Origin of the sequence: Acidovorax sp. SUPP2825, from assembly GCF_030158995.1 — a bacterium.
Lineage (GTDB): Bacteria > Pseudomonadota > Gammaproteobacteria > Burkholderiales > Burkholderiaceae_C > Paracidovorax.
In genome coordinates, this window is the sequence record NZ_BQXK01000008.1 from 71,819 (window position 1) to 95,147 (window position 23,329).

Sequence of the window (23,329 nt, forward strand, 5' to 3'; positions counted from 1 at the left end):
GCCTTCGATGCACCATGGGTCCGCGCCCGTGGCCGAGCCCCTGCTGAGCTGCCAGGGCCTGGAGGCCGGCTACGGCGTGAGCCAGGTGCTGTTCGGCATCCACCTCGACATCGCCGCGGGCGAAGTGGTGTCCCTGCTGGGTCGCAACGGCATGGGCAAGAGCACCACCATCAAGACCCTGGTGGGCGCACTGCGCCCCACGGCCGGCGCCATCCGCTTCGCGGGCCAGGCCATCGGGGCGATGAAGAGCGACGCCATCGCCCGCCTGGGCCTGGCCATCGTGCCCGAGGGCCGCCACGTGTTCCCCAACCTCAGCGTGCGCGAACACCTGCTGGCCTTCGCCAGCAACCGCAGCGGCCTGGGCGAGCCCTGGGACCTGCAGCGCATCTACGGCGTGTTCCCGCGCCTGCAGGAACGCGAGCACCACCTGGGCCACCAGCTGTCGGGCGGCGAGCAGCAGATGCTGGCCATCGGCCGCGCGCTGTCCACCAACCCGCGCCTGCTGATCCTGGACGAAGCCACCGAAGGCCTGGCCCCGGTGATCCGCGAGGAAATCTGGCGGTGCCTGGCCACGCTCAAGTCCGCGGGACAGACCATCCTGGTGGTAGACAAGTACGTGCACCGCCTCATGGGCCTGGCCGATCGGCACGTGATCCTGGAACGCGGGCGCGTGGTGTGGCAGGGGGATTCCGAGGCGCTCAATGCGGATCGGGGGCTGTGGGCACGGTACCTGAGCGTGTAGGCGGGGCCAGTTGGCAGGTCTACACCGGCCGAAGGGCGGGTACCGCTTCGTGGCATTGGGGCGCACCTTCGGCACGGAGCCGGTGCAAGACGGCGAGACCGACGACCTCGACGGGACGCGGCCGGGGCTGGTGTACAGCGCGCAGTGAGCGCGGGGGGCATCCCTAAAATGCGCAGACCACCGCCACGCCACCACAACCAACGCCTGCGCCTTTAAGACCATGACGCCCTTCCCCTATCCGGTCCGCACCGAATGCCCGCCGGGCGCGTGCGTGTGCGACCGCGATGCGCTGCTGCAGGCGCCAAGCGGCGACTTGCGCGTGCTGCGCCTCACGCGGGAGGAGGAAAAGCGGCTCATCGACCGGCTGGAGAACCTGGGCAGCCTGGGCGAGCTTCGCCGCATGCAGGAACGACTGGAAGCGCAGCTCGGCATCCGCCTGAGCATCACCACCAGCCCCAACGAGGTCCGCAGCCTGCGCGGCATCGCCATCCTGGTGCTGGAGCAGCGAGGGCTGTGCCGCAAGACCCGGCAGGCCATTCCCGCCGCGATCAAGAAGAGCATGGACCGGCACCCCGACATCGCCTATGAGCTGCTGAACGAAGGGGGGCTGTTTTCGGGCGAATGACTGGTCGCGGCGTCCGGGGTGCCGCCGTTGCGGCGCCGAAACCAAAGGAAACAGCACGAGTACTGGAAGAACACGCCATCGCGCCCCACCTCGATACCGTGCAGGGCCCGCACTTCCTGCCTTTCATCCGCTTTCTGCGCGCCCGCTCATCGACTCCCTGCCCTCCATGCAAGACGATCTTTTCGGCGACCTGCCCGTTCCCCCCGAGCCGCCCGCTGCGGCGCCCGCCAGACGCCCTGCCCCATCAGCAGAGCCCACCGAGGCCAAGGCCCCTGCCGTGCGCCGCAGCGGCACGGTGCAACCGGCGGCCTGGGACGACGACCTGCGCGCACTGGCCGCGCGGCTGCCGTCCCGCTTGCGCATGGGCACCTCGTCGTGGACCTACCCTGGCTGGAAGGGCTTGCTGTGGGAAGGCGAGCATTCGGAGCAGACGCTTTCCAAAAACGGCCTGCCGGTGTATGCCCAGCACCCGCTGATGCGCACGGTGAGCATCGACCGCAGCTTCTACCGGCCGCTCACGGTGAGCCAGTACGAGCGCTACGCCTCGCAGGTGCCGCATGACTTTCGCTTCGTGGTCAAGGCGCCCAGCCTGGTGACCGATGCGCTGGTGCGCGGCGAGGACGGGCGCGGGCGCCAGGCCAACCCGGCGTTCCTGGATGCCGCGCTGGCCACGCAGGAATTCGTGGCGCCCGCGCTCGAAGGCCTGGGCGCCAAGGTGGGTGCGCTGGTGTTCCAGTTGAGTCCCCTGCCGCTGGCGCAGCTCGACCGGCTACCGCAGGTGCTGGAGCGCCTGCGCACGATGCTGCTCGCGCAGCCGCCACTGGCGCCCACCGCGCCGGACGGTGTGCTGGCCGTGGAAGTGCGCGACCCCGAGTGGCTGTCGCCCGAGTTCATGCCGCACTTTGCCGCCGTACTGCGCGAAGCCGGCGCCACCTACTGCGTGGGGCTGCACGCCAAGATGCCGCCGCTGGCGGAGCAACTGCACCTGCTGCGCCGGCTGTGGCCCGGACCGCTGGTGTGCCGCTGGAACCTGAACCCGGTGCACGGCGCCTATGGGTACGAAGACGCCGAAAAGCTCTACGCCCCCTATGACCGCATCCTGCACCCGGCCCCCGAGGTGCACGACGTGCTGGCGCGCACGATCGCGGGGGTGACCGGGGCGGGCCAGAACGCCTTCGTCACGGTCAGCAACCATGCCGAAGGGTGCGCGCCCCTCACCCTGCGCACGCTGGCGGAGCGGGTGGCGCCCCTGCAATAGCGCGACGGCTCAAGCGACCGACCATGCCCCAAAGGGAATGCTATTAATTTAATAGCACAACGCCCTAGTATCAATTGCGCTGGCGGCCTAAAAGGCCAAAACCCGATTCAGGCATGCACCGTGGCGCCGTGCCGCAGCCGCATCACGCTGCACACGCCCGCCAACGCTGCGCAGCCAGCCGCCGCCATCAGCGCCACCGATTCGCCCTGCCCGTCGTGCTGGCCCCAGACCGCGAAGATGCCCGCCAGCAGCACGGCGCCCAGGGTCTGCCCGGTCAGGCGCGCGGTGCCCAGCATGCCGCTGGCCGCGCCCGAACAGTGCAACGGCGCCGAGGCGACGATGGTGTGGTTGTTGGGCGACTGGAACAGCCCAAAGCCCGCCCCGCACAAAAGCATGCGCCACGCCACGTCTAACACGCCCGGTTGAGGCGGCAGCACAGCCAGCGCGACCAGCCCGCAGGCGAACACCGCCATGCCGACACCGCCCAGCAGGCCGTCCGCGAAGCGGCCGATGAGCCGTCCCGCGAACGGCGCCACCACCACGATGGCCAGCGGCCAGGCGGTGATGAGCAGGCCCGCCTCGAAATGCGACCGGCCCTGCGCCTCCAGCAGCAGGAACGGAAGCGACAGAAAGGCCAGCATCTGCGCGCAGAAGGCCCCGACCGACGCGCCCATCGACAGCGCGAACACGGGGATGCGCAGCAGGTCCACCGGAAACAGCGGCACAGCCACGCGCCGCTGCCGCCGCAGGTACACCCAGCCCACCGCGACGCCGGCCAGCAGCAGCGCCCAGCCCAGCGGGGCCGCCGCACGCGAGGCCTCGCCCCGCACGCCGAGCTGCTCGCCACCGATGAAGATCAGCGCGAACATCAGGATGTTGAGCGTGACGTCCAGCACCGTCAGCCGCGCGCCGGTGTGCGTGCTGGGCGGATTGAACGGCAGCGCGCGCCGCCCTAGCCACAGCGTGAACAGGCCCAGCGGCAGGTTCAGCGCGAACAGCCAGGGCCACGATGCGAACGACAAGATGGCCACGACCAGCGAGTTGATGGCCATGCCCCGGCCCAAATGCGCGCGCGGATAGGTCAGGCGCACCAGCGCGGCATTCACGCTCATGATGCCTGCCGCACCCAGCCCCTGCACCGCGCGCGCCACCACCAGCGCGGGGAGTGATGTGGCCAGCATGGCCCCGAGCGACGACACGGCGAACAGCGCCATGCCCAGCAGGTACACGCGCCGGTAGCCGATGCGCTCGCCCAGCGAGGCGAGCGGCAGCAGCATGACCAGCGTGGCGATCTGGTAGGCGTTGACGACCCAGATGGCCTGCGCCGCGCCCGCGTTCAGTTCGCGAGCGATGCCGGGCAGCGCGAGGTTGACGATGCTGCCGTCCAGCACCGCCACGGTCAGCCCGAGGATGATGACCAGCATGGCCCGCGCGCGGTCGCGCGGAGGCAGCCCGTCGGAGGCGGTGGGCGCGCCCTGCCCCATGGCGGCGGCGCCCGGACCGGGGCTCAAGCCCGCGCCTCCACCGGCCCGGCAGCATGCGGGCCCGCCAGCGTGATCCAGGTCAGCGCCACGCCCACCAGCGCGCCTGCGGCCATGCCGATCACCATGGGCAAGGGCTGTCCGTTGGCGAACAGGCCCACGATGCCCATGGCCGCCGCACCCGTCAGCATCTGCAGCGTGCCCAGCAAGGCCGAGGCGGTGCCGGCGATGGCGCCATGCTGCTCCAGCGCCAGCACCGAGGTGGTGGGAATCACCAGCCCCATGAAGGCGCTGGACACGAAATACAGCGCGATCAGCACCGCCAGCTGATCACCGCCCAGCAGGTAGTAGGCCAGCAACAGCACCATGACCATGCCGGCCGCGCTGGCCGCCACCTTGACGAGCGGCACCAGGCCGAACCGTTGGCCGAGCAGGCCGGTGAACTGGGACGAGCCGATGAAGGCCGCCGCGTTCAGCGAGAACGCCAGGCTGTACTGCGTGGGCGTGAGCCCGTAGTGGTTGATGAGCACGAACGGCGAGCCCGCCAGGTACACGAAGAAGCCCGACATGGCACAGCCGCCGATGAAGACCAGGCCCAGGTAATGGCGATCGCGCAGCAGCATGCCGTAGGCCCGCAGGGCGCCGCCCAGGCTGCTTTCCACCCGGTCGGCGGCAGGACGCGTCTCGCGCAGCGCGCCATAGACGAGCGCCAGCCCCGCGATGGCGGCCACCGCCACCACCCAGAACACGCCGCGCCAGCCGGTGAGTGCGATGACCCCGCTGCCCGCGAGCGGCGCGAGGATGGGCGAAACACTGAACACCAGCATCAGCAGCGCCATCAGGCGCGCGGCATCGGTGCCGGTGTGCAGATCGCGCACCACGGCGCGCGGAATGGCCATCCCCGCGGCGGCGCCCAGGCCCTGCAGGAAGCGCAGCGCCACCAGCGTCTCGATCTCGGTCGCCAGGGCGCAGCCCACGCTCGCCGCGGTGAACAGCAGCAGCCCGAAATACAGCGGCGGCTTGCGCCCCACCATGTCGGACACCGGGCCGTAGAACAGCTGCCCCGCCCCCAGCGCCAGGAAGAACGCGGTCAGGCTCCACTGCACGGCGCCGACCTGCGCGCCCAGGCTGCGCCCGATGTCGGGAAGCGCCGGCAGGTACATGTCGATGGCAAAGGGGCCGATGGCCGAAAGAAGGCCCAGAACGAGGGCGGCGCGAAGGAAGGGCGAAGGAAACATGGGCCCGATTGTCGCCAACGGCGGCATCCGCCGCTGGGGCGCCCGATTGGCCGGCGGCCGGGCGCGGTCTTGCCCCGGAGCACCCGGCCTATTTGAGGTAGGAGCGCAGCGCCGAGGCCACCGCCGCCACGTCCTGCGCGCGCTGCTGCGCGGGAGCTGCGGGGTCACCCAGGTGCTGAACGATGTGCCCTTCCAGCACCTGCGCCATCAGGCCGTTCACCGCGCCGCGAACGGCCGCGATCTGCTGCAGCACCGCCATGCAGTCGGCCTCCTGTTCCAGCGCCCGCTCGAGGGCCGCCGCCTGGCCCTGGATGCGCCGCACGCGGGCCAGCAGCTTCTTTTTTCCGTGGATGGTATGGGCCATGACCGGATTGTACGAAGGGCTGAAAATATACTGGGGTACAGTATCTTTCACCATGACTTTCATGACCCAAAACCCTTCCGCCAACGCCCCCCTCGCAGCCGGCTGGCAGCACCCCCATGTCTTCAGCCAGGGCAATCCCCTGGCCGAGCGCAACACCCGCTGGGCGGTGGCGCTGACGGTCGCCATGATGGTGGCGGAGATCGTCGGCGGCTGGGCCTTCGGCTCGATGGCTCTGCTGGCGGACGGCTGGCACATGGGCTCGCATGCCCTGGCGCTCGGGCTGTCCGCCGTGGCTTATGCCGCGGCCCGGCGCCACGCGAGCGACGGCCGCTTCGCCTTCGGCACCTGGAAGATCGAGGTGCTGGGCGGCTACACCAGCGCCATCCTGCTGCTGCTCGTGGCGGGGCTCATGGTCTACCAGTCGGTGCAGCGGCTCCTCGCCCCGGCGCCCATCCAGTATGAGCAGGCCGTCTTCACGGCCGCACTGGGACTGGCGGTCAACCTGGCGTGCGCCTGGCTGCTGCGGGGCGGGCATGCCCACCACGCACACCACTCGCACCACGAACACCCTGCGCATGAAGGCCACGGCCACAGCCATGGGATGACGCCAGCCGATCTGAACCTGCGGTCGGCCTACCTGCACGTGGTGGCCGACGCTGCCACGTCGGTGCTGGCCATCGCTGCGCTGTGCGGGGGGCTGCTGTGGGGCGCCGACTGGCTCGACCCGGCCGTGGGCCTGCTGGGCGCGGCCCTGGTCGCGGGCTGGGCCTGGGGGCTGCTGCGCGATACCGGGCGGGTGCTGCTGGACGCGGAAATGGACGCGCCCGTGGTGCAGGAAATCCGCGATGCGATCGCCGCCAGCCCCATTCCCGCCAGCGTGTGCGACCTTCACGTGTGGCGCGTAGGCACGGGCCTGTACGCCTGCATCCTGTCGCTGTCCACGGCCCATCCGTCCGTGGCGCCCGACTTCTTCAAGCGCCTGCTGAGCGTGCACGAGGAACTGGTGCACGTCTCCGTCGAGGTAAACCGGGCAGACACCTCCGGCCGGCCCCACTGACCCGGCTGCGCACCAACGCGGGCATTCGCGACGGCACCGCCCACGCTCAAAGGTACTTGAGCCAGGCGATGTCGCGCCGCCGCGCCTTGAAGGCCCCAAAGGCCTTCACCGCTGGGTACAGCGCCACGGCCAGGACGGCCGTGCACAGCCAGACGGCCCACATGGCGTCGAACCCGAAATACGTGCCCTGGGTCTTGCCCCACACGGCCACCGCCGCGAGGTAAAGCAGCTTGAGCACGTACAGGTGCAGCAGGTAAAAGAACATGGGCGCGGCACCGAACCCCGCCAGCACCCGCAGCCCGGCCCCGGGCCGCGCTCGCTCGAACGCCCGCAGCACCAGCAGGCCGATGCCCAGCGTGAGCGCGATGAACAGCAGCGAAGGCGGGTATTTGGTCACGTTGAAAAACGACATCGCGGTGGCCAGGGCCGTGTCGCCCGGCACCCAGGGCTTGTCGCCGTACACGTTCCACCAGCGCAACACGACAAACCCGGCCAGCAGCCCCGTGCCCCAGGCCAGCAGGCGGCGCTGCCGCGCGCCCGCATCTGCGGACGCCAGGAACCAGGGGCCGGCCGCATAGCCCAGCGCGATCACGCCGATCCAGGGCAGCAGCGGATAGGAAGTGCGCAGGCGCAGCGATTCGCCCACTTCGATCCAGCCGCGGTCGTGCAGCACCGCCCAGGGAATGTGCAGCGCATGGCCGACCGGAAAATGCAGCCCGTCGAGCAGGTTGTGCCCGGCCACGATCACCACGCCCAGGGCGATCAACACGGTGCGCGGCAGCCACAGCAGCGCCGCCAGGGCCAGCATGCTCAGGCCGATCACCCAGATCACCTGCAGGTACACCACCTGGGGCGGCCACTGGAAGGTCCAGGCAAAGTTCACCAGCGTGAGTTCCAGCGCGACCAGGAAGAACCCACGCTGGAGCAGGAACACCGAGGCCGCCCCCCGGCCTCCGCCCTGCCGCGAACCATACAGGCAGGCGGACAGCCCCGTGAGAAACACGAACACCGGCGCGCACACGTGGGCCAGCAGCCGGCTTGCGAACAGGTCGGGCGAGGTGGCCGCGACGGCCATGGGGTCGCTGACCTGGTGGTGCAGGAAAAAAGTTTCGCGCACGTGGTCCAGCAGCATGAACAGGATGACGAGCCCGCGCAGCGCGTCGATGGACTGCAACCGCGCGGAGGCGGGGCCAGCGTTGGGGGAAGGCAGGGAGCGGTCGATGGGCATGGAAGGGGTGGTGCGATGCCGGCATGGCCCTGGACTGCAAAGCGGTGGCGCTGTGGCGGCAGAAGCGATCCTTTGACGGCAAGTGGGCGAAAAGGCGCGATTGTGCCCGTTCGGGACAGGCCCGCTGCAATGCGCCTTCCCTCGGGTCCAAAACAAAGGTGCGTTCTGTGGGCTCATCTAAGGGGTCCATCCGGCGGCAGTGCGATGCGCACCCGGATCGACAACATGTAAAGCCCTTTTTCAGACCAGGCCATCCGCTGGCATTGCAGCATTCTTATGAAGAGCCACTATTGATTGGTCCGGGACGGGTGGACAGATCCCACGCAGCGAAGCCGCCTCTCGCCACCAAAAACCAAAGAAAAAGCCCTCGCAAGCATTGCTTGCGAGGGCTTCCATTTGGCGGAGTGGACGGGACTCGAACCCGCGACCCCCGGCGTGACAGGCCGGTATTCTAACCAACTGAACTACCACTCCTGGTAGGCAGCGTTTGCTTGTGAAAAGACACAAGCCAAGTGCTACAAACTTGGCGACCCTACGGGGATTCGAACCCCGGTACTCACCGTGAAAGGGTGATGTCCTAGGCCTCTAGACGATAGGGTCAAAACCTGGGAACTAACCGTTCTCTAATTCTCAGTGGTGGAGGTAAACGGGATCGAACCGATGACCTCTTGCATGCCATGCAAGCGCTCTCCCAGCTGAGCTATACCCCCACTTTCTTCGGCATTCACCAAAGAAAAACCCTTGCACATCCAAGACCTGCAAGGGCTTTGACTGGCGGAGTGGACGGGACTCGAACCCGCGACCCCCGGCGTGACAGGCCGGTATTCTAACCAACTGAACTACCACTCCTGGCAGGCAGCGTTTGCTTGTGAAAAGACACAAGCCAAGTGCTACAAACTTGGCGACCCTACGGGGATTCGAACCCCGGTACTCACCGTGAAAGGGTGATGTCCTAGGCCTCTAGACGATAGGGTCAAAACCTGGGAACTAACCGTTCTCTAAATCTCAGTGGTGGAGGTAAACGGGATCGAACCGATGACCTCTTGCATGCCATGCAAGCGCTCTCCCAGCTGAGCTATACCCCCACTGAATGACCACATTCACACTGTGACTGTCATCATTTCCTGAGCCTTGAATTATAGACAGGTTTTTAAGGCTTCAGCAATCTCGCTGCGATTTTTTCGCGGCCTACGAGTTCGAGCACCGCATCGACCGATGGCGTGTGGGCCGTTCCCACAGTCAGCACGCGCACCGGCATGGCCAGTTGCGGCATCTTGAGCGAATGGGCGGCCAGCACTTCCTTGAAGGCGGCAGCGATCGCCGCCTTGTCCCACGCGCAGGTGGCCAGGGCCTGCGCCAACGCGCCGATGGCCGGCCACACGGCTTCGGTCACGTGCTTCGCGTACTCCTCGGAATTGGGCGCCACATCGCCGTAGAAGACGAAAGCCCAGTCCGCCAATGCCAAGGTCGTGTCGCAACGGTCCTTGAAAAGCGCGCAGATGCGCGGCAGGCGGCCATCGGCCAGCTCTGCCGCAGAAATACCCCGCCGTTCCAGCCGCGGCGCCACGAGGGCGGCCAGGGCTTCGTCCGGCATGGCTTTGAGATGCTGCGCGTTCACCCACCGCAGCTTGGCTTCGTCGAACTGGGCGGCGCTGCGCCCCAGATGGTCGAGATTGAACCACTGCAAGAACTGCTCGCGGCTGAATATCTCGTCGTCGCCGTGGCTCCAGCCCAGGCGGGCCAGGTAGTTCACCATGGCTTCGGGCAGATAGCCTTCGTCCCGGTACTGGGTCACAGGCTTGGCGCCATTGCGCTTGCTCATCTTCTCGCCCTGCTCGTTGAGCACGGTGGGCAGGTGGGCGTACACAGGCGGCTGCTTTCCGAGGGCCTCGAAGATGTTGATCTGACGGGGGGTGTTGTTGACGTGGTCGTCCCCACGGATCACGTGCGTGATCGCCATGTCGATGTCATCGACCACCACGCAGAAGTTGTACGTGGGCGTGCCATCGGGCCGCGCGATCACCAGATCATCGAGCTCGTCGTTGCGGATCTCGATGCGGCCCTTGACCTTGTCGTCCCAGACGACGGAGCCGCCCAGCGGGTTGCGAAAACGCAGCACCGGCTGCACGCCGTCAGGCACGGCCGGCAGGGTCTTGCCGGGCTCGGGACGCCACGTGCCGTCGTAGCGCGGCTTTTCCTTGGCCTGCATCTGCCGTTCGCGCAACGCGTCGAGTTCCGGCACGCTCATGTAGCAGGGATAGACATGGCCGGCGTCCTGCAACTGGGCCAGCACTTCCTTGTACCGGTCCATGCGCTGCATCTGGTAGAACGGGCCTTCGTCGGGCTGCATGCCGAGCCACTCCATGCCTTCCAGAATCACGTCCACGGCGGCCTGGCTGGACCGCTCCAGGTCGGTGTCCTCGATGCGCAGGATGAAGTCGCCACCCGTTGCGCGGGCGAACGCCCAGGGGTACAGGGCGGAGCGAATGTTCCCCAGATGGATGAACCCTGTGGGCGAGGGAGCGAAACGCGTGCGAACGCGCTGGGTCAGGTTGGCTTCGGTCATTGCAGGGTATCCAGGCCGCGCGCGAGGTCGGCTTTCAAATCTTCGATGTGTTCCAGCCCGACCGCCACGCGGATCAGGCCTTGCCCCAGGCCGGCAGCCTGGCGCTGCTCTTCGGTCAGGCGGCCATGCGAGGTGCTGGCGGGATGGGTGATGGTGGTCTTGGTGTCGCCGAGATTGGCCGTGATGCTGCACACCCGCGTGCTGTCGATCACATGGAACGCCTGCGCACGGGCCGAGGCCGGATCGCCCTCTTTCACCTTGACGTCGAACGACAGCACGGCGCCGCCGAGGCCGGATTGCTGGCGCATGGCCAGCGCATGCTGGGGATGGGACGCCAGCCCCGGGTAGTACACGCGCGCCACACGCGGATGCGATTCGAGCCAGTCGGCCAGCTGCAGCGCGTTGGCGCTCTGCGCCTTCATGCGGATGGACAAGGTTTCCATGCCCTTCAGAACCACCCATGCATTGAAGGGCGACAGGTTCATGCCCGCGCTGCGGATCATGGGCGCTAGCTTGTCGTCGATGAGCGCGCGGGGTCCGCACACGGCCCCCGCCATCACCCGGCCCTGTCCGTCGAGGAACTTGGTGCCCGAGTGCAGGACCAGATCCGCACCCCATTTGGCGGGCTGCTGCAAGGCGGGAGAGGCGAAGCAGTTGTCTACGGCAAGCAGCACGCCGGCTTCATGGGCGATGTCGGCCAGCGCCTGGATATCGCACAGATCGGTCAGCGGATTGGTGGGGGTTTCCGCAAACATGAGCCGCGTTTCCGGGCGCAGCGCGGCCTTCCATGCGGCCGCATCGGTCTGCGGCACGAACGTGGTCTGCACGCCGAAACGCGATAGCTCTCCGCCGATGAGCTTGATGGTCGAGCCGAACATCGACCTGGAGCAGATCACATGGTCGCCGGTCTTGAGCAGTGCCAGGCACATGAGCAGGATGGCAGACATGCCGGTGGCGGTGCCGATCGCGGATTCGGTGCCTTCCAGGGCGGCCAGGCGCCGCTCGAAGCTCGTGACCGTGGGATTGCCGGTCCGGGTGTAGGTGTAGCCCTCTTCCTCGCCGGCAAACCGGCGCGCCGCCGTCGCCGCGTCGGGCTGCACGAAGCTGCTGCTCAGGTACAGCGCCTCGGAATGCTCGCCATACACGCTGCGGGGAATGGCTTCGCGCACCGCCAGCGTGTCGGGGTGCAGGCCTTCGGGAAGGGTTCGGGCATTCAAGGGGGAGTTCATGGCGTGAAGATCCAAGCGAATAGCGGTCAGGCGTCCTGCGCATTGGGCAGGGCCAGGCGGGAGGTGTCTTCCTCCTGCGGCTCCTCCGCGCCCACACGCCCTTCGTTCAGCCGCGCGATGTCCTGCGCGGTGATGTCGCCCGTGACGTACACACCGTCGAAGCACGACGCGTCGAAGCCTTCGATGCGCCCGTTCAGTGCGCCCACTGCCTTCTTCATGCCGTTGACGTCCTGATAGATCAAGGCATCGCAGCCGATGGACTGCCGCACTTCTTCGACCGTGCGGCCATGGGCCACCAGTTCATTGCTCGTAGGCATGTCGATGCCGTACACGTTGGGATAGCGTACCGGCGGCGCGGCGCTGGCCAGGTAGACCTTGCGGGCGCCCGCGTCGCGCGCCATCTGCACGATCTCGCGCGAGGTGGTGCCACGCACGATGGAGTCGTCCACCAGCAGCACGTTGCGGCCCTTGAACTCGCTGGCGATGACGTTCAACTTTTGCCGCACGGACTTCTTGCGAACGCCCTGCCCCGGCATGATGAAGGTGCGCCCCACATAGCGGTTCTTCACGAAGCCCTCGCGGTACGGAATGCCCAGCAGATGCGCCAGTTGCGTGGCGCTCGGGCGGCTCGATTCCGGAATGGGAATGATCACGTCGATCTCGCTGGGCGGCACCGTGGAGACCACGCGCTTGGCCAATGCCTCGCCCAGGTTCAGGCGGGCCTGGTACACAGAGATGCCATCCAGCACCGAATCCGGACGCGCCAGATAGACGAACTCGAAGATGCAGGGGTTGAGCTGCGGCGCATCGGCGCACTGCTGCGCATGCACCGTGCCGTCGTCGGTGATGAACACGGCCTCGCCCGGCTGGATATCGCGCTCGAACACGTGGTTGGTGCCTTCCAGAGCCACCGATTCGCTGCCGACCATCACGGTGCCTTCCGGGCTGCGGCCCATGCACAGCGGGCGGATGCCGTGGGGATCGCGGAAGGCGACCAGCCCGTGGCCGGCGATCAGCGCGATCACGGCGTAGGAGCCCTTGACGCGGCGGTGCACGGCACGCACGGCCGCGAACACGTCTTCGGTCTGCAGCGGCACACCGCGGGTGGCGCGCTCCAGCTCATGCGCGAACACGTTGAGCAGCACTTCGGAGTCGCTCTCGGTGTTGGTGTGGCGGTGGTCGGTCGAAAACAATTCGGCGCGCAGCGATTGCGCATTGGTCAGGTTGCCGTTGTGCACCAGCACCAGGCCGAAGGGGGCGTTCACGTAGAACGGCTGGGCCTCTTCCTCGCTGTAGGCATTGCCCGCCGTGGGGTAGCGCACCTGACCCAGGCCGACCGTGCCCGGCAACGCACGCATGTTGCGCGTGCGAAACACGTCGCGCACCATGCCCTTGGCCTTGTGCATGAAGAACTTGCGCCCCTGCTGGGTGACGATGCCCGCCGCATCCTGGCCCCGGTGCTGCAGGAGCAGCAGAGCGTCATAGACCAGTTGGTTGACAGGAGCCGTGCTGACCACGCCGACGATTCCACACATATTCGCGTTCCATCCAAAGGCGGGCGATCCCGCAATAAAAAATCAGTGCAGCGCCACCGGGGTGGCGCCGCGTCCCTGTCATGAAGGCAGATGCCTTCCCAGCGCTGGCGGCAAAGCCGGCTTCAAAACTTCCAGCACACCCGTCAATATGGGGGCGGCCTGCGACTCTTTCCACCACAGCCCCTCCTGCAAGGGGGTCCACAGCACCACGAGCGATGCCGCCAGCAGCAGCACCATGCCCCGCAGAGCCCCGAACGCGGCCCCGAGCGTGCGGTCCACAGGGCGCAGCCCCACCGCCTCGATCAATTTTTTGGCCAGCCAGGCCAGGAATCCACAGGCAAACAGCGTGCCGATGAACGCCAGCGCAAAGCCCGCCGCATGCCGCACGGACTCGGCCGAATCGGAAATCGGCAGCCACCGCCCCACGTCCTCGGCCCACCACTGGGCCATGAAAAAGGCCATGACCCAGCCTGCCAGCGACAACACTTCATAAATCAGCCCGCGCCAGGCCCCCAGCACCAGGGACCCCAGCAGCACCGCCAAGAAAATCCAGTCCAGCGATGCCATGCACGCACGCGAGCCGCTGGCCGGCTAAAGCGCCAGGACCGAAGCCGACAGGCCCAGGCCCTTCACACGCGCAGCCGCCTTGTCCGCTTCGGCGCGGGAGGCATAGGGGCCGACCCGCACACGGGTGCGTTTACCGTCCTTGGTGTCTACCACCTGGGTGTAGGTCTTCAGGCCGGCGCGCTCCAGCGACTGGCGCACTTCGCGGGCCTTGTCGGCATCTGCGAAGGCGCCCACCTGCACGATCAGCCGGCCCTCTTCGCTTTTGGAGGCGGCCGCAGCCGGAGCCGGGGTATCGCGCCCTTCGAGCAAGGCCCGCGCACGCGCCGCGTCTTCCGAGCGCTGCGGTTTGGCCTCGGGCTTGGGTTCGGGTTTGGGTTCCGGTTTCGCTTCGTGGACCTGAGGCTTGGACTCCGGCCGGGGGGCCGGCTTGGGCTCGGCCCGCACCTCAGGCTTGGACGCCGCCGCAGGCGCGGGCGCAGGGGCGTGCACCGGAGCAGACGCCGCCGGCTTGGGCGCGTTGCGGCTGGACGGCACGACCTCTTCGCCTTCGGCCAGGCCCCCGGCCGACGCCATGGCCGGCGCCGACGCTGCCGGACGGGCCGGCGCAGCCTCGGGCACCACCAGGGGAGCCACCTTGTTGCGATCGGGAATGTCGATGGGAATATCGACCGGGATGGGGCGCGGCTGGGTGTCGAACAGGATGGGGAAACCCACCACCCCCAGCAACACCAGCACCGCTGCGCCGATCAGCCGGTGCCGTGCGCGCCGACGCATGGCCTCGATGCTCTCGGCCTGGGCATTGCGCGAACGCTTGCCCGCGGGTTTATCGGGTTGCTCCTTGCTGCCGGGCCACCGAAACTTGAAAAATGCCATGGAGTGCAGAATCGTGCGGACCTTATGCGCCCAGATGCTTGGCCTGCAGGCGAGGCGTCCCGTTGGTCAGAACGCCGCCCACCGTGTAGAACGAGCCAAAGACCACGATTCTATCAGCCGGCTCCGCGGCATTGACGGCCGCCTGCAGTGCCTGCTGGGGGTCCGCGTGCAGGCGGGTGGGCACGGTGCGGCGCCCCCCGGCCACGATCTGCAGAGCATTCCATTTCTGCTGCAGGCCCGCAGCGCTCTCGGCGCGTGGCGTGGGCAGATCGGTGAAATACCAGCGGTCCACCAGCGGGCCGATCTTGGCCAGCATGGGGCCGAGGTCCTTGTCGGCCATGGCGCCCAGCACGGCATGCGTGGTGGGGAAGAACCCCATCGCGTCCAGGTTGGCGGTCAGCGCCGCCACCGAATGGGGGTTGTGCGCCACATCCAGCACCAGGGTCGGCTGGCCGGGAACGATCTGGAAGCGCCCCGGCAGCTCCACCATGGCCAGCCCGTTGCGCACCGCCTGGGCGGTGACCGGAAGCCGATCGCGCAGGGCCTCGAGCGCTGCCAGGGCGCCAGAGGCATTGACGAGCTGGTTGGCGCCCCGCAAGGAGGGGTAGGCCATGCCGGCGTAGCGGCGGCCCCGCCCGGCCCAGCTCCACTGCTGCTTGTCGCCCGAAAAGTTGAAGTCATGGCCGAAGCGCCACAGGTCGGCGCCGATTTCCAGCGCATGGTCGAGCACGCTCTGCGGCGCCATGGGATCGCTCACCACCACCGGGCGGCCCGTGCGCATGATGCCGGCCTTCTCGCGCCCGATGGTTTCGCGGTCGGGCCCCAGGAATTCGGTGTGGTCGATGTCGATGCTGGTGATGACGGCGCAGTCCGTGTCGATCACGTTGGTGGCATCGAGCCGCCCACCCAGGCCGACCTCGAGGATGGCCACATCCAGCCGCGCCAGGCTCATGAGCCGCAGGATCGCCAGGGTGGTGAACTCGAAGTACGACAGCGAGATGTCCTCGCCGTCCAGGGTCCTGGCGTTTTCCACGGCGGCGAAGTGCGCGATCAAATCCGATGCGGCGACGATCTCGCCGTGGATGCGGCACCGCTCCTCGAAGTGCACCAGGTGCGGCGACGTGTACACCCCGGTGCGGTAGCCCGACTGCAGCGCCACCGCTTCGAGCATGGCGCAGGTGGAGCCCTTGCCGTTGGTGCCGGCCACGGTGATGACTGGGCAGTCGAACCGCAGATCCATGCGCCGGGCCACGGCACGCACGCGGTCCAGGCCCATGTCGATGTTCTTCGGGTGCAGGCGCTCGCAATGGCCGAGCCAGCCTTCCAGGGTGTCGAAATTGGTGTGCATACGGGGCCGGATTGTCGCCGAGCGCGGCTTGCACGATGATCGGCGCCATGAGTACCCCCACCCGTACCCCCGCCCGTACCCCCGCCCACGCCGCCGCCCGCCCGGACACCACCGTGCTCTACGGCATTCCCAACTGCGACACCGTCAAGAAGGCCCGCGCCTGGCTTACCGCCCAGGGCGTTGCGCACCAGTTCCACGACTTCAAGAAGCAGGGCGTGCCGGCCGATCGCCTGCCGCACTGGGCCGATGCGGTGGGCTGGGAAAAGCTGCTGAACCGCCAGGGAACGACCTGGCGCAAACTGGATGCGGACACCCAGGCCGCCGTACACGACGCGGGCAGCGCCGCCGAGGTGATGAAGGCGCAGCCCAGCGTGATCAAGCGCCCGGTCGTGGAATGGGCGGACGGCCGCATCACCGTGGGTTTCAACGAAGCCGATTGGAACGAAGCCGCCACCGCGCGCTCCAAGGCCTGAAACGGCACAAATCTTTACCCAGATTTACGGCCCCCGGCTGCAGGCTTGACACGGCGACCCTAAACTTTTTCTCAGCCTGATGCGTTGTACACCGACCGAAAGGAGCTTCTCCATGAAGAAAATCATCTTGTTGACCGCGCTGGCTGCCGTTGCAGCCGGTGCCAGCGCCCAGGAACAGGGCCGCGTCCTCTCCGCCACCCCCATCACCGAGCAGGTGGCCATTCCCCAGCAGGTGTGCGGTAACGAAACCATCTACGGCGAATCCCGGCCGACCGGCGCTGGGGCGGTGCTGGGTGCCATCGCCGGCGGGGCCACCGGCAACGCGATCGGCAAAGGCAGCGGACGCGCCGCCGCCACCGCCATCGGGCTGATCGGCGGGGCCGTGCTGGGCAACAACATCGAGGGCACCCGGCCCGAGTACCAGAACGTGCAGCGCTGCTCCACCCAGACGTACTACGAGAACCGCACCATGGGCTACAACGTGCTCTACGAGTACGCGGGCCGCCAGTACACCACCCGCACGCAGCACGACCCGGGCGCCTGGATTCCCGTGAGCGTGCAGCCCATCGCCAGCGCGCCGCCGGCCCCCGCCTACTCCGGCGGCTACGCCCAGCCCGGCGTGGTGGTCTCCACCTACCCTGGCCCGCCCGCCTACGTGACGCCCCCGTCCACCACGGTCATCGAATACCACGACAGCTACGGCCGCCCCTACTACCCACCCCGCCCGCGCGATCCCTACTGGCGCTGAAGGGACCACCGGCCGGACGGCCAACGCATCCAGCAGGGAGCCTTCGGGCTCCCTTTTTCGTGGGGCGCGCCTTCGGCCCGGCGTTTTCAGGGCGCCGCCTCGCACGGGGAACGGGGGCCGGCCGCAGCGTTCAACCTAGAATCTTCGGTTTTCCCCCTTCCTCTTCCTTTCAAGCGCATCCATGACCACCGAAACCATCGACGGCGTGTCCGTCACCACCCAAGCCAACGTGTATTTCGACGGCAAATGCGTGAGCCACAACATCACGTTTCCGGACGGCACGAAGAAATCGGTGGGCGTGATCCTGCCCGCCACGCTGACCTTCAACACCGGCGCGCCCGAGATCATGGAATGCGTGGGCGGCGCGTGCGAGTACAAGCTCGACGGCACCGACGCCTGGGTGAAGTCCAGCGCGGGCGAGAAATTCAGCGTGCCCGGCCAGTCGAAGTTCGAGATCCGCGTCGCCAGCGCCTACCACTACATCTGCCACTTCGGCTGAACCGAAAGGCACTGCACATGGCCACCATCCTCCAGAATCTGCCCCTGAACCAGAAGGTCGGCATCGCCTTCTCCGGCGGTCTCGACACCAGCGCCGCGCTGCGCTGGATGAAGAACAAGGGCGCCCTGCCCTACGCCTACACGGCCAACCTGGGCCAGCCCGACGAGCCGGACTACGACGCCATCCCCGCCAAGGCGATGGAATACGGCGCCGAAAAGGCCCGCCTGGTGGACTGCCGCACGCAGCTCGCCCATGAAGGCATCGCCGCGCTGCAGGCCGGCGCATTCCACATCAGCACGGCCGGCATCACCTACTTCAACACCACGCCGCTGGGCCGCGCCGTCACCGGCACCATGCTGGTGGCGGCCATGAAGGAAGACGACGTCCACATCTGGGGCGACGGCTCGACCTTCAAGGGCAACGACATCGAGCGCTTTTACCGCTACGGCCTGCTCACCAACCCCTCGCTCAAGATCTACAAGCCCTGGCTGGACCAGCTGTTCATCGACGAGCTGGGCGGCCGCGCCGAAATGTCGGCCTTCATGACGAAGGAAGGCTTCGGCTACAAGATGAGCGCCGAAAAGGCCTACAGCACCGACAGCAACATGCTGGGCGCAACGCACGAAGCCAAGGACCTGGAGTTCCTGAACAGCGGCATCCGCATCGTGAACCCCATCATGGGGGTGGCGTTCTGGAAGGACGATGTCCAGGTCAAGTCCGAGGAAGTGTCCGTGCGCTTCGAGGAAGGCCAGCCCGTCGCCCTGAACGGCGTCGAGTACAACGATCCCGTGGCGCTGATCCTGGAAGCCAACCGCATCGGCGGCCGCCACGGCCTGGGGATGAGCGACCAGATCGAGAACCGCATCATCGAAGCCAAGAGCCGCGGCATCTACGAAGCCCCGGGCCTGGCGCTGCTGCACATCGCCTACGAGCGCCTGGTGACCGGCATCCACAACGAAGACACCATCGAGCAGTACCGCATGAACGGCCTGAAGCTGGGCCGCCTGCTGTACCAGGGCCGCTGGTTCGACCCGCAGGCCATCATGCTGCGCGAGACCGCCCAGCGCTGGGTGGCGCGCGCCGTGACCGGCACGGTGGCGCTGGAGCTGCGCCGCGGCAACGACTACTCGCTGCTCAACACCGAATCGCCCAACCTGACCTACGCGCCCGAGCGCCTGTCGATGGAAAAGGTGGAAGACGCGCCGTTCAGCCCCGCCGACCGCATCGGCCAGCTGACCATGCGCAACCTGGACATCATCGACACGCGCCACAAGCTGGGCGTCTACGCCCAGTCCGGCCTGCTGTCGCTGGGCGGCAATGCCGCGCTGGCGCAGCTGGGCGACGGCAGCGAGAAAAAGTAACGCCAGGCATCGAAAGGCCTCCAGCGCCACTGCGACATTCGCTGGCAGCTATGAAAAAAAGAGCAACCGCCCCGCCACCCGGCCGGGCGGTTTTCTTTTTTTGGCAGGCAGCGCGGATTCCCGTCACAAACCGGCCCGGCCACCCGTCTTGAAGGCATGAACGCCGACATTCCCCTCGCCCCGGACCCGCACACCGCCACGTTCCTGCAGCACCGCCCGCGCCTCATGGGCGTGGCCTACCGCATGCTGGGCAGCCGCGCCGATGCGCAGGACGTGCTGCAGGACGCCTGGCTGCGCTGGCAGTCCACGCCGGCCGAGCGCGTGCAGACGGCCGAAGCCTGGCTGGTGACCACCGTCACCCGCCTGTGCGTGGACCGGCTGCGCGCCACCCGCACCGAGCGCGAGGCCTACAGCGGCCCGTGGCTGCCCGAGCCCTGGCTGGACCGCGACGCCACCGCGCCGGCGGCCGATGCGCGCGCCGAGCTGGCGTCCGATCTGTCCATCGCGCTGCTGGTGGTGCTGGAGCGCCTGTCGCCCGACGAGCGTGCCGCCTTCCTGCTGCACGACGTGTTCGACAGCGACTACGCCGAGATCGCCACCGTGCTGGACCGCAGCGAGGCGGCCTGCCGCCAGCTGGTGCACCGCGCCCGCACCCAGGTGCGCCGCGAGAAGGTGCGCTTTTCGGCCACGCCGGACGCCGCGCGGGCCCTGCTGCACCGCTTCATGGACGCGATGCGCGCCCAGGACCACGGCGCCCTGCTCGCCCTCTTCGCGCCGGACGCCACCTGGACGCCCGATGCGGGCGGCAAGGTCCAGGCGGCCACCAAGGTGGTGCGCGGCCCCCGGGCCCTGGCCCGGCTGGCGGCGGGCCTGTGGCGCGTGTACCTGCGCCACCTCGCCGTGCAGGAAGTGCAGATCAACGGCACGCCGGGCCTGGTGCTGCGCGAGGGCGGCACGCCGCGCGTGGCGCTGGCCTTGCAGACCGACGGCACGCACATCCACGGCATCTACGCCGTGCTGAACCCGGACAAGCTGCGCGGGCTGTAGGCCCCGCCGCCGCCGGGTCCCGTTTTCCCGCTCCGTTCCCGATGGCATGGCACCCGCGCCGGGTGCGGGCCGCGCCATGGGCCACGGTTTCCCACCCGCTCCTTCCTTCAACCACCCACCGCCACGAAAGGCATCCCATGTCCCACGCCCGCATCGACCTCATGACAAACCACCCCGCCACCGCGAACGCCATGATGGCGCTGGAGAACCAGCTGCGCGCCGGCGCGCTGCCCCTTGCCCTCAAGGAACTGGTGAAGATGCGCGTGTCGCAGATCAACGGCTGCGCGTTCTGCATCGACCTGCACGTGGGCGTGGCCCGCCGGCATGGCGAGACCGACCGGCGCCTGCACCTGCTGGCGGCCTGGCGCGAGGCCGGCCTGTTCGATGCCCGCGAACGCGCGGCGCTGGCCTGGGCCGAATCGCTGACCCGCCTGGCCGCCACGCAGGACGTGCCGGACGCGGTCTATGACCTGGTGGCGGCGCAGTTCTCGGAGGCGGAGATCGTCGAGCTGTCGCTGGCCGTCGTCGCCATCAACGGCTGGAACCGGTTCCAGGTCGCCTTCCGCGCGCCACCGGCGGGCGGCGCCGGCGCCTGAGCGCCCCGTTCGGGCCACCGCACGGAAAATCAGAGCCAAATCGGCCTGATGCCCTAGTCAAACATGCCATCGATGCTATTAATAGCATAGCAATTTCTCCGCAACGGCCTCGCAGCCGCTTCGCGGCAGAACCGGCCGCATGCGCCGGGCCTAGACCACCACCGGCTCCGGCTCCAGCCGGATGCCGAAGCGCTCGTACACGCTGGTCTGGATGGCCTTGGCCAGCGTCATCACCTCGCCGCCGGTCACGCTGTCGGCGCCTCGGCCGCGGTTGACCAGCACCAGCGCCTGCTTTTCGTACACGCCGGCCTTGCCCACGCTCTTGCCCTTCCAGCCGCAGGCATCGATCAGCCAGCCCGCCGCCAGCTTGATGGTGCCGTCGGGCATGGGGTAGTGCACGATGCGCGGCTCGCGGGCGATGATGTCCGAGCACTGGTCGGGCGTGACGGTGGGGTTCTTGAAGAAGCTGCCGGCATTGCCCACCACGGCCGGGTCGGGCAGCTTGGCGCGGCGCACCTCGCACACCCATTCGAAGATCTGCTGCGCCGTGGGCTCGGCCACGCCGGCCTCGGCCCGCTTGCGCTCCAGGTCGAGGTAGCCCAACTCGGGCTTCCAGGGCTTGGGCAGGCGAAAGCGCACGTGCGTGATGGCCGCGCGCCCCGCCAGGCCCATGCCGCGCGGCGCACTGCCCTCGGCGGCGCCCGCGGGGGCGGCGGGGGCCTGGTGCTTGAAGACGGAATCGCGGTAGCCGAACGCGCACTGGGCGGCATCGAGCGTGAACGGCTGGCCCGTCGCCAGGTCGATGGCATCCAGGGAATCGAAGCGGTCCTGCAGCTCGACGCCGTAGGCGCCGATGTTCTGCACGGGCGCCGCGCCCACGGTGCCGGGGATGAGGGCCAGGTTTTCCAGGCCGGGAAAGCCGTGCGCCAGGGTCCAGGCGACGGCGTCGTGCCAGGACTCGCCGGCACCGGCCTCCACGATGAAGGCCTGGGGGGTTTCCTGCATCAGCCGCAGGCCCTTGATCTCCATCTTGAGGACCACGGGCTTGACGTCGCCGGTGAGGACGATGTTGCTGCCGCCGCCCAGCACGAAGACGGGCGAGCCCGCCAGCTGCGGGTCGGACACCAGGGCGCGCACGTCCTCGACCGCGCGGGCGCGCACCAGCGTGTGGGCGCGGGCCACGATGCCGAAGGTATTGCAGTGCTGCAGGGGAGCGTTTTTCTCGACTAACATCGACCGGATTGTCGCACCCGGCCCCTTTTCGCGGCCGGGTTCTCCCCCAGTTCCCGAGAGTGATGCCATGCCTTCTTTTGACACCGTTTGTGAAGCCAACCTCGTAGAAGTGAAGAACGCGGTCGAAAACACCGCCAAGGAAATCGGCACGCGCTTCGACTTCAAGGGCACGTCCGCCGCCATCGAGATCAAGGACAAGGAGATCACGCTGTTCGGCGATGCCGACTTCCAGCTCACCCAGGTGGAAGACATCCTGCGCAACAAGCTCACCAAGCGCAACGTGGACGTGCGCTTTCTCGACATGGAAAAGCCGCAGAAGGTCGGCGGCGACAAGGTCAAGCAGGTCGTGAAGGTGCGCAACGGCATCGAGAGCGAGCTGGCCAAGAAGATCCAGAAGCTCCTCAAGGAAAGCAAGCTCAAGGTGCAGGCCGCCATCCAGGAAGAGAAAGTGCGCGTGACCGGCGCCAAGCGCGACGACCTGCAGGCCGCCATGGCGCTGCTGCGCAAGGAAGTGGTGGACATTCCGCTGTCGTTCGACAACTTCCGCGACTGACACCGATCTCCCCGCCGCCTGCCGCATCACCGCCTTCACCCCCAGGCTGCCCCCCCATGCTCCTGCGCGCCCTCCCCCTCGCTGCCGCCCTGGTGCTCGCGCCATGGCAGGCGCACGCCCAGGCGGTGGCGCTGTCCGGCATCCTGGGCGGCAAGGCGCTGCTGGTGGTCAACGGCGGCGCGCCGCGCGGCGTGGGCCCGGGTGAAAGCCACCAGGGCGTGAAGGTGGTCTCGGTCGGCCGAGACGAGGCAGTGGTCGAACTGGCCGGCGCGCGGCGCACGTTGATCCTGGGCGAGGCCCCGGTCAGCGTGGGCAGCCGCGCCGCCGCCGGCACGGGCCGGCGCGTGGTGCTCACCGCCGACAGCCGCGGGCATTTCGTGAACAGCGGCACCATCAACGGCCGGCCGATGCAGTACCTGGTGGACACCGGCGCCAGCACCGTGGCCATCGGCCAGCCGGAGGCGGACCGCATGGGCCTGGCCTACCGCAGCGGGCAGCCCGTGGTGCTGGGCACGGCCAACGGCACGGCCCAGGGCTGGCGGATCAAGCTCGATTCGGTGCGCATCGGCGACGTCGAGGTGCTCGGCGTGGACGCCGTCGTCACGCCCCAGGCCATGCCCTTCGTGCTGCTGGGCAACAGTTTCTTGAACGAGTTCCAGATGAGCCGCATCAACGACCAGATGGTGCTGGAAAAGCGCCAGTAGCCTG

At 68.0% G+C, this 23,329-nt stretch carries 24 protein-coding genes and 6 tRNA genes; 13 read left to right on the top strand and 17 right to left on the bottom strand.

Annotation, left to right across the window (positions count from 1 at the left end; all coding sequences use genetic code 11):
- Positions 1–7: 7 nt before the first annotated feature.
- From AVAK2825_RS12020 to AVAK2825_RS12035, 4 genes are all read left to right on the top strand, one after another.
- A complete protein-coding gene (locus AVAK2825_RS12020) occupies positions 8–742 on the top strand; it encodes an ABC transporter ATP-binding protein (RefSeq protein ID WP_502870532.1) in 735 nt (244 codons plus the stop codon).
- Positions 743–752: 10 nt separating this feature from the next.
- Entirely contained in the window at positions 753–890 is a 138-nt protein-coding gene (locus tag AVAK2825_RS12025; protein WP_284398639.1) for a hypothetical protein, read from the top strand.
- A gap of 72 nt (positions 891–962) precedes the next feature.
- Complete coding sequence (locus AVAK2825_RS12030) at positions 963–1,367, top strand: hypothetical protein (protein ID WP_284398642.1); 405 nt, start codon at positions 963–965, stop codon at positions 1,365–1,367.
- 166 nt (positions 1,368–1,533) lie between these two features.
- Positions 1,534–2,625, top strand: a complete 1,092-nt coding sequence (locus tag AVAK2825_RS12035; protein ID WP_284398644.1) for a DUF72 domain-containing protein — start codon at positions 1,534–1,536, stop codon at positions 2,623–2,625.
- A gap of 107 nt (positions 2,626–2,732) precedes the next feature.
- On the opposite strand, the gene AVAK2825_RS12040 is transcribed toward AVAK2825_RS12035, so the two are convergent.
- From AVAK2825_RS12040 to AVAK2825_RS12050, 3 genes are all read right to left on the bottom strand, one after another.
- Complete coding sequence (locus tag AVAK2825_RS12040; RefSeq protein WP_284399036.1) at positions 2,733–4,109, bottom strand: MFS transporter; 1,377 nt, start codon at positions 4,107–4,109, stop codon at positions 2,733–2,735.
- A gap of 23 nt (positions 4,110–4,132) precedes the next feature.
- Positions 4,133–5,344 (bottom strand): multidrug effflux MFS transporter, encoded by a 1,212-nt coding sequence (locus tag AVAK2825_RS12045; RefSeq protein WP_284398647.1) that lies wholly within the window; start codon positions 5,342–5,344, stop codon positions 4,133–4,135.
- A gap of 88 nt (positions 5,345–5,432) precedes the next feature.
- On the bottom strand, positions 5,433–5,708 hold the full coding sequence (locus AVAK2825_RS12050) for a metal/formaldehyde-sensitive transcriptional repressor (RefSeq protein WP_284398650.1): 276 nt from the start codon (positions 5,706–5,708) through the stop codon (positions 5,433–5,435).
- A gap of 61 nt (positions 5,709–5,769) precedes the next feature.
- Between AVAK2825_RS12050 and dmeF the strand changes: the two genes are divergently transcribed.
- Positions 5,770–6,765: a CDF family Co(II)/Ni(II) efflux transporter DmeF gene (gene dmeF / locus AVAK2825_RS12055; RefSeq protein ID WP_284398653.1), complete on the top strand. Its 996-nt coding sequence runs from the start codon at positions 5,770–5,772 to the stop codon at positions 6,763–6,765.
- 46 nt (positions 6,766–6,811) lie between these two features.
- On the opposite strand, the gene AVAK2825_RS12060 is transcribed toward dmeF, so the two are convergent.
- The 13 genes from AVAK2825_RS12060 to folC form a co-directional block, all read right to left on the bottom strand.
- Positions 6,812–7,993, bottom strand: coding sequence for an acetyltransferase domain-containing protein (locus AVAK2825_RS12060; RefSeq protein WP_284398656.1), 1,182 nt, complete (start codon positions 7,991–7,993; stop codon positions 6,812–6,814).
- A 397-nt stretch (positions 7,994–8,390) separates the two neighbouring features.
- Positions 8,391–8,467, bottom strand: a tRNA-Asp gene (locus AVAK2825_RS12065).
- A 50-nt stretch (positions 8,468–8,517) separates the two neighbouring features.
- Positions 8,518–8,593 (bottom strand) — tRNA-Glu (locus AVAK2825_RS12070).
- Positions 8,594–8,627: 34 nt separating this feature from the next.
- Positions 8,628–8,703: transfer RNA gene (locus AVAK2825_RS12075), tRNA-Ala, on the bottom strand.
- Between the two features lie 62 nt (positions 8,704–8,765).
- A tRNA-Asp gene (locus AVAK2825_RS12080) sits at positions 8,766–8,842 on the bottom strand.
- Positions 8,843–8,892: 50 nt separating this feature from the next.
- Positions 8,893–8,968, bottom strand: a tRNA-Glu gene (locus tag AVAK2825_RS12085).
- Between the two features lie 34 nt (positions 8,969–9,002).
- Positions 9,003–9,078, bottom strand: a tRNA-Ala gene (locus AVAK2825_RS12090).
- Between the two features lie 65 nt (positions 9,079–9,143).
- Entirely contained in the window at positions 9,144–10,559 is a 1,416-nt protein-coding gene (gene gltX / locus AVAK2825_RS12095; RefSeq protein WP_284398659.1) for a glutamate--tRNA ligase, read from the bottom strand.
- Complete coding sequence (locus AVAK2825_RS12100) at positions 10,556–11,788, bottom strand: O-succinylhomoserine sulfhydrylase (RefSeq protein WP_284398662.1); 1,233 nt, start codon at positions 11,786–11,788, stop codon at positions 10,556–10,558. The genes gltX and AVAK2825_RS12100 overlap by 4 nt, the downstream gene beginning before the upstream one ends.
- A 26-nt stretch (positions 11,789–11,814) precedes the next feature.
- Entirely contained in the window at positions 11,815–13,323 is a 1,509-nt protein-coding gene (purF, locus tag AVAK2825_RS12105) for an amidophosphoribosyltransferase (RefSeq protein WP_284398665.1), read from the bottom strand.
- A 78-nt stretch (positions 13,324–13,401) separates the two neighbouring features.
- The gene (locus AVAK2825_RS12110) at positions 13,402–13,890 is read right to left on the bottom strand and encodes a CvpA family protein (protein ID WP_272568564.1); all 489 of its coding nucleotides are present in this window, start codon (positions 13,888–13,890) and stop codon (positions 13,402–13,404) included.
- A 24-nt stretch (positions 13,891–13,914) separates the two neighbouring features.
- Positions 13,915–14,763: an SPOR domain-containing protein gene (locus tag AVAK2825_RS12115; RefSeq protein ID WP_284398669.1), complete on the bottom strand. Its 849-nt coding sequence runs from the start codon at positions 14,761–14,763 to the stop codon at positions 13,915–13,917.
- Between the two features lie 22 nt (positions 14,764–14,785).
- Entirely contained in the window at positions 14,786–16,111 is a 1,326-nt protein-coding gene (gene folC / locus AVAK2825_RS12120; RefSeq protein WP_284398671.1) for a bifunctional tetrahydrofolate synthase/dihydrofolate synthase, read from the bottom strand.
- 47 nt (positions 16,112–16,158) lie between these two features.
- Between folC and AVAK2825_RS12125 the strand changes: the two genes are divergently transcribed.
- The 6 genes from AVAK2825_RS12125 to AVAK2825_RS12150 all read left to right on the top strand — a co-directional run bounded on the left by AVAK2825_RS12125 (position 16,159) and on the right by AVAK2825_RS12150 (position 20,835).
- The gene (locus AVAK2825_RS12125; RefSeq protein WP_284398672.1) at positions 16,159–16,584 is read left to right on the top strand and encodes an ArsC family reductase; all 426 of its coding nucleotides are present in this window, start codon (positions 16,159–16,161) and stop codon (positions 16,582–16,584) included.
- A gap of 112 nt (positions 16,585–16,696) precedes the next feature.
- Positions 16,697–17,332, top strand: coding sequence for a glycine zipper 2TM domain-containing protein (locus tag AVAK2825_RS12130; RefSeq protein WP_272568547.1), 636 nt, complete (start codon positions 16,697–16,699; stop codon positions 17,330–17,332).
- Positions 17,333–17,513: 181 nt separating this feature from the next.
- Positions 17,514–17,831, top strand: a complete 318-nt coding sequence (gene ppnP / locus AVAK2825_RS12135) for a pyrimidine/purine nucleoside phosphorylase (RefSeq protein WP_284398681.1) — start codon at positions 17,514–17,516, stop codon at positions 17,829–17,831.
- Positions 17,832–17,848: 17 nt separating this feature from the next.
- The gene (gene argG / locus AVAK2825_RS12140; protein WP_284398684.1) at positions 17,849–19,192 is read left to right on the top strand and encodes an argininosuccinate synthase; all 1,344 of its coding nucleotides are present in this window, start codon (positions 17,849–17,851) and stop codon (positions 19,190–19,192) included.
- Between the two features lie 156 nt (positions 19,193–19,348).
- A complete protein-coding gene (gene sigJ / locus AVAK2825_RS12145; protein WP_284398689.1) occupies positions 19,349–20,239 on the top strand; it encodes an RNA polymerase sigma factor SigJ in 891 nt (296 codons plus the stop codon).
- Between the two features lie 137 nt (positions 20,240–20,376).
- Entirely contained in the window at positions 20,377–20,835 is a 459-nt protein-coding gene (locus AVAK2825_RS12150; RefSeq protein WP_284398691.1) for a carboxymuconolactone decarboxylase family protein, read from the top strand.
- A gap of 150 nt (positions 20,836–20,985) precedes the next feature.
- On the opposite strand, the gene murB is transcribed toward AVAK2825_RS12150, so the two are convergent.
- Entirely contained in the window at positions 20,986–22,068 is a 1,083-nt protein-coding gene (gene murB / locus AVAK2825_RS12155) for a UDP-N-acetylmuramate dehydrogenase (RefSeq protein WP_284398694.1), read from the bottom strand.
- Between the two features lie 67 nt (positions 22,069–22,135).
- On the opposite strand from murB, the gene AVAK2825_RS12160 reads away from it, so the two are divergent.
- A complete protein-coding gene (locus tag AVAK2825_RS12160; RefSeq protein ID WP_272568536.1) occupies positions 22,136–22,621 on the top strand; it encodes a YajQ family cyclic di-GMP-binding protein in 486 nt (161 codons plus the stop codon).
- Positions 22,622–22,677: 56 nt separating this feature from the next.
- Positions 22,678–23,325 (top strand): retropepsin-like aspartic protease family protein, encoded by a 648-nt coding sequence (locus AVAK2825_RS12165; RefSeq protein WP_284398699.1) that lies wholly within the window; start codon positions 22,678–22,680, stop codon positions 23,323–23,325.
- Positions 23,326–23,329: the final 4 nt, after the last annotated feature.

Excerpts from the sequence above, each read along its gene's own strand:
- AVAK2825_RS12020 (WP_502870532.1), top strand. The coding sequence starts at position 8 with ATGCACCATGGGTCCGCGCCCGTGGCCGAGCCCCTGCTGAGCTGCCAG.
- AVAK2825_RS12030 (WP_284398642.1), top strand. The coding sequence starts at position 963 with ATGACGCCCTTCCCCTATCCGGTCCGCACCGAATGCCCGCCGGGCGCG.
- AVAK2825_RS12035 (WP_284398644.1), top strand. The coding sequence starts at position 1,534 with ATGCAAGACGATCTTTTCGGCGACCTGCCCGTTCCCCCCGAGCCGCCC.
- AVAK2825_RS12040 (WP_284399036.1), bottom strand. The coding sequence starts at position 4,109 with ATGGGGCAGGGCGCGCCCACCGCCTCCGACGGGCTGCCTCCGCGCGAC.
- AVAK2825_RS12045 (WP_284398647.1), bottom strand. The coding sequence starts at position 5,344 with ATGTTTCCTTCGCCCTTCCTTCGCGCCGCCCTCGTTCTGGGCCTTCTT.
- AVAK2825_RS12050 (WP_284398650.1), bottom strand. The coding sequence starts at position 5,708 with ATGGCCCATACCATCCACGGAAAAAAGAAGCTGCTGGCCCGCGTGCGG.
- dmeF (WP_284398653.1), top strand. The coding sequence starts at position 5,770 with ATGACCCAAAACCCTTCCGCCAACGCCCCCCTCGCAGCCGGCTGGCAG.
- AVAK2825_RS12060 (WP_284398656.1), bottom strand. The coding sequence starts at position 7,993 with ATGCCCATCGACCGCTCCCTGCCTTCCCCCAACGCTGGCCCCGCCTCC.
- gltX (WP_284398659.1), bottom strand. The coding sequence starts at position 10,559 with ATGACCGAAGCCAACCTGACCCAGCGCGTTCGCACGCGTTTCGCTCCC.
- AVAK2825_RS12100 (WP_284398662.1), bottom strand. The coding sequence starts at position 11,788 with ATGAACTCCCCCTTGAATGCCCGAACCCTTCCCGAAGGCCTGCACCCC.
- purF (WP_284398665.1), bottom strand. The coding sequence starts at position 13,323 with ATGTGTGGAATCGTCGGCGTGGTCAGCACGGCTCCTGTCAACCAACTG.
- AVAK2825_RS12110 (WP_272568564.1), bottom strand. The coding sequence starts at position 13,890 with ATGGCATCGCTGGACTGGATTTTCTTGGCGGTGCTGCTGGGGTCCCTG.
- AVAK2825_RS12115 (WP_284398669.1), bottom strand. The coding sequence starts at position 14,763 with ATGGCATTTTTCAAGTTTCGGTGGCCCGGCAGCAAGGAGCAACCCGAT.
- folC (WP_284398671.1), bottom strand. The coding sequence starts at position 16,111 with ATGCACACCAATTTCGACACCCTGGAAGGCTGGCTCGGCCATTGCGAG.
- AVAK2825_RS12125 (WP_284398672.1), top strand. The coding sequence starts at position 16,159 with ATGAGTACCCCCACCCGTACCCCCGCCCGTACCCCCGCCCACGCCGCC.
- AVAK2825_RS12130 (WP_272568547.1), top strand. The coding sequence starts at position 16,697 with ATGAAGAAAATCATCTTGTTGACCGCGCTGGCTGCCGTTGCAGCCGGT.
- ppnP (WP_284398681.1), top strand. The coding sequence starts at position 17,514 with ATGACCACCGAAACCATCGACGGCGTGTCCGTCACCACCCAAGCCAAC.
- argG (WP_284398684.1), top strand. The coding sequence starts at position 17,849 with ATGGCCACCATCCTCCAGAATCTGCCCCTGAACCAGAAGGTCGGCATC.
- sigJ (WP_284398689.1), top strand. The coding sequence starts at position 19,349 with ATGAACGCCGACATTCCCCTCGCCCCGGACCCGCACACCGCCACGTTC.
- AVAK2825_RS12150 (WP_284398691.1), top strand. The coding sequence starts at position 20,377 with ATGTCCCACGCCCGCATCGACCTCATGACAAACCACCCCGCCACCGCG.
- murB (WP_284398694.1), bottom strand. The coding sequence starts at position 22,068 with ATGTTAGTCGAGAAAAACGCTCCCCTGCAGCACTGCAATACCTTCGGC.
- AVAK2825_RS12160 (WP_272568536.1), top strand. The coding sequence starts at position 22,136 with ATGCCTTCTTTTGACACCGTTTGTGAAGCCAACCTCGTAGAAGTGAAG.
- AVAK2825_RS12165 (WP_284398699.1), top strand. The coding sequence starts at position 22,678 with ATGCTCCTGCGCGCCCTCCCCCTCGCTGCCGCCCTGGTGCTCGCGCCA.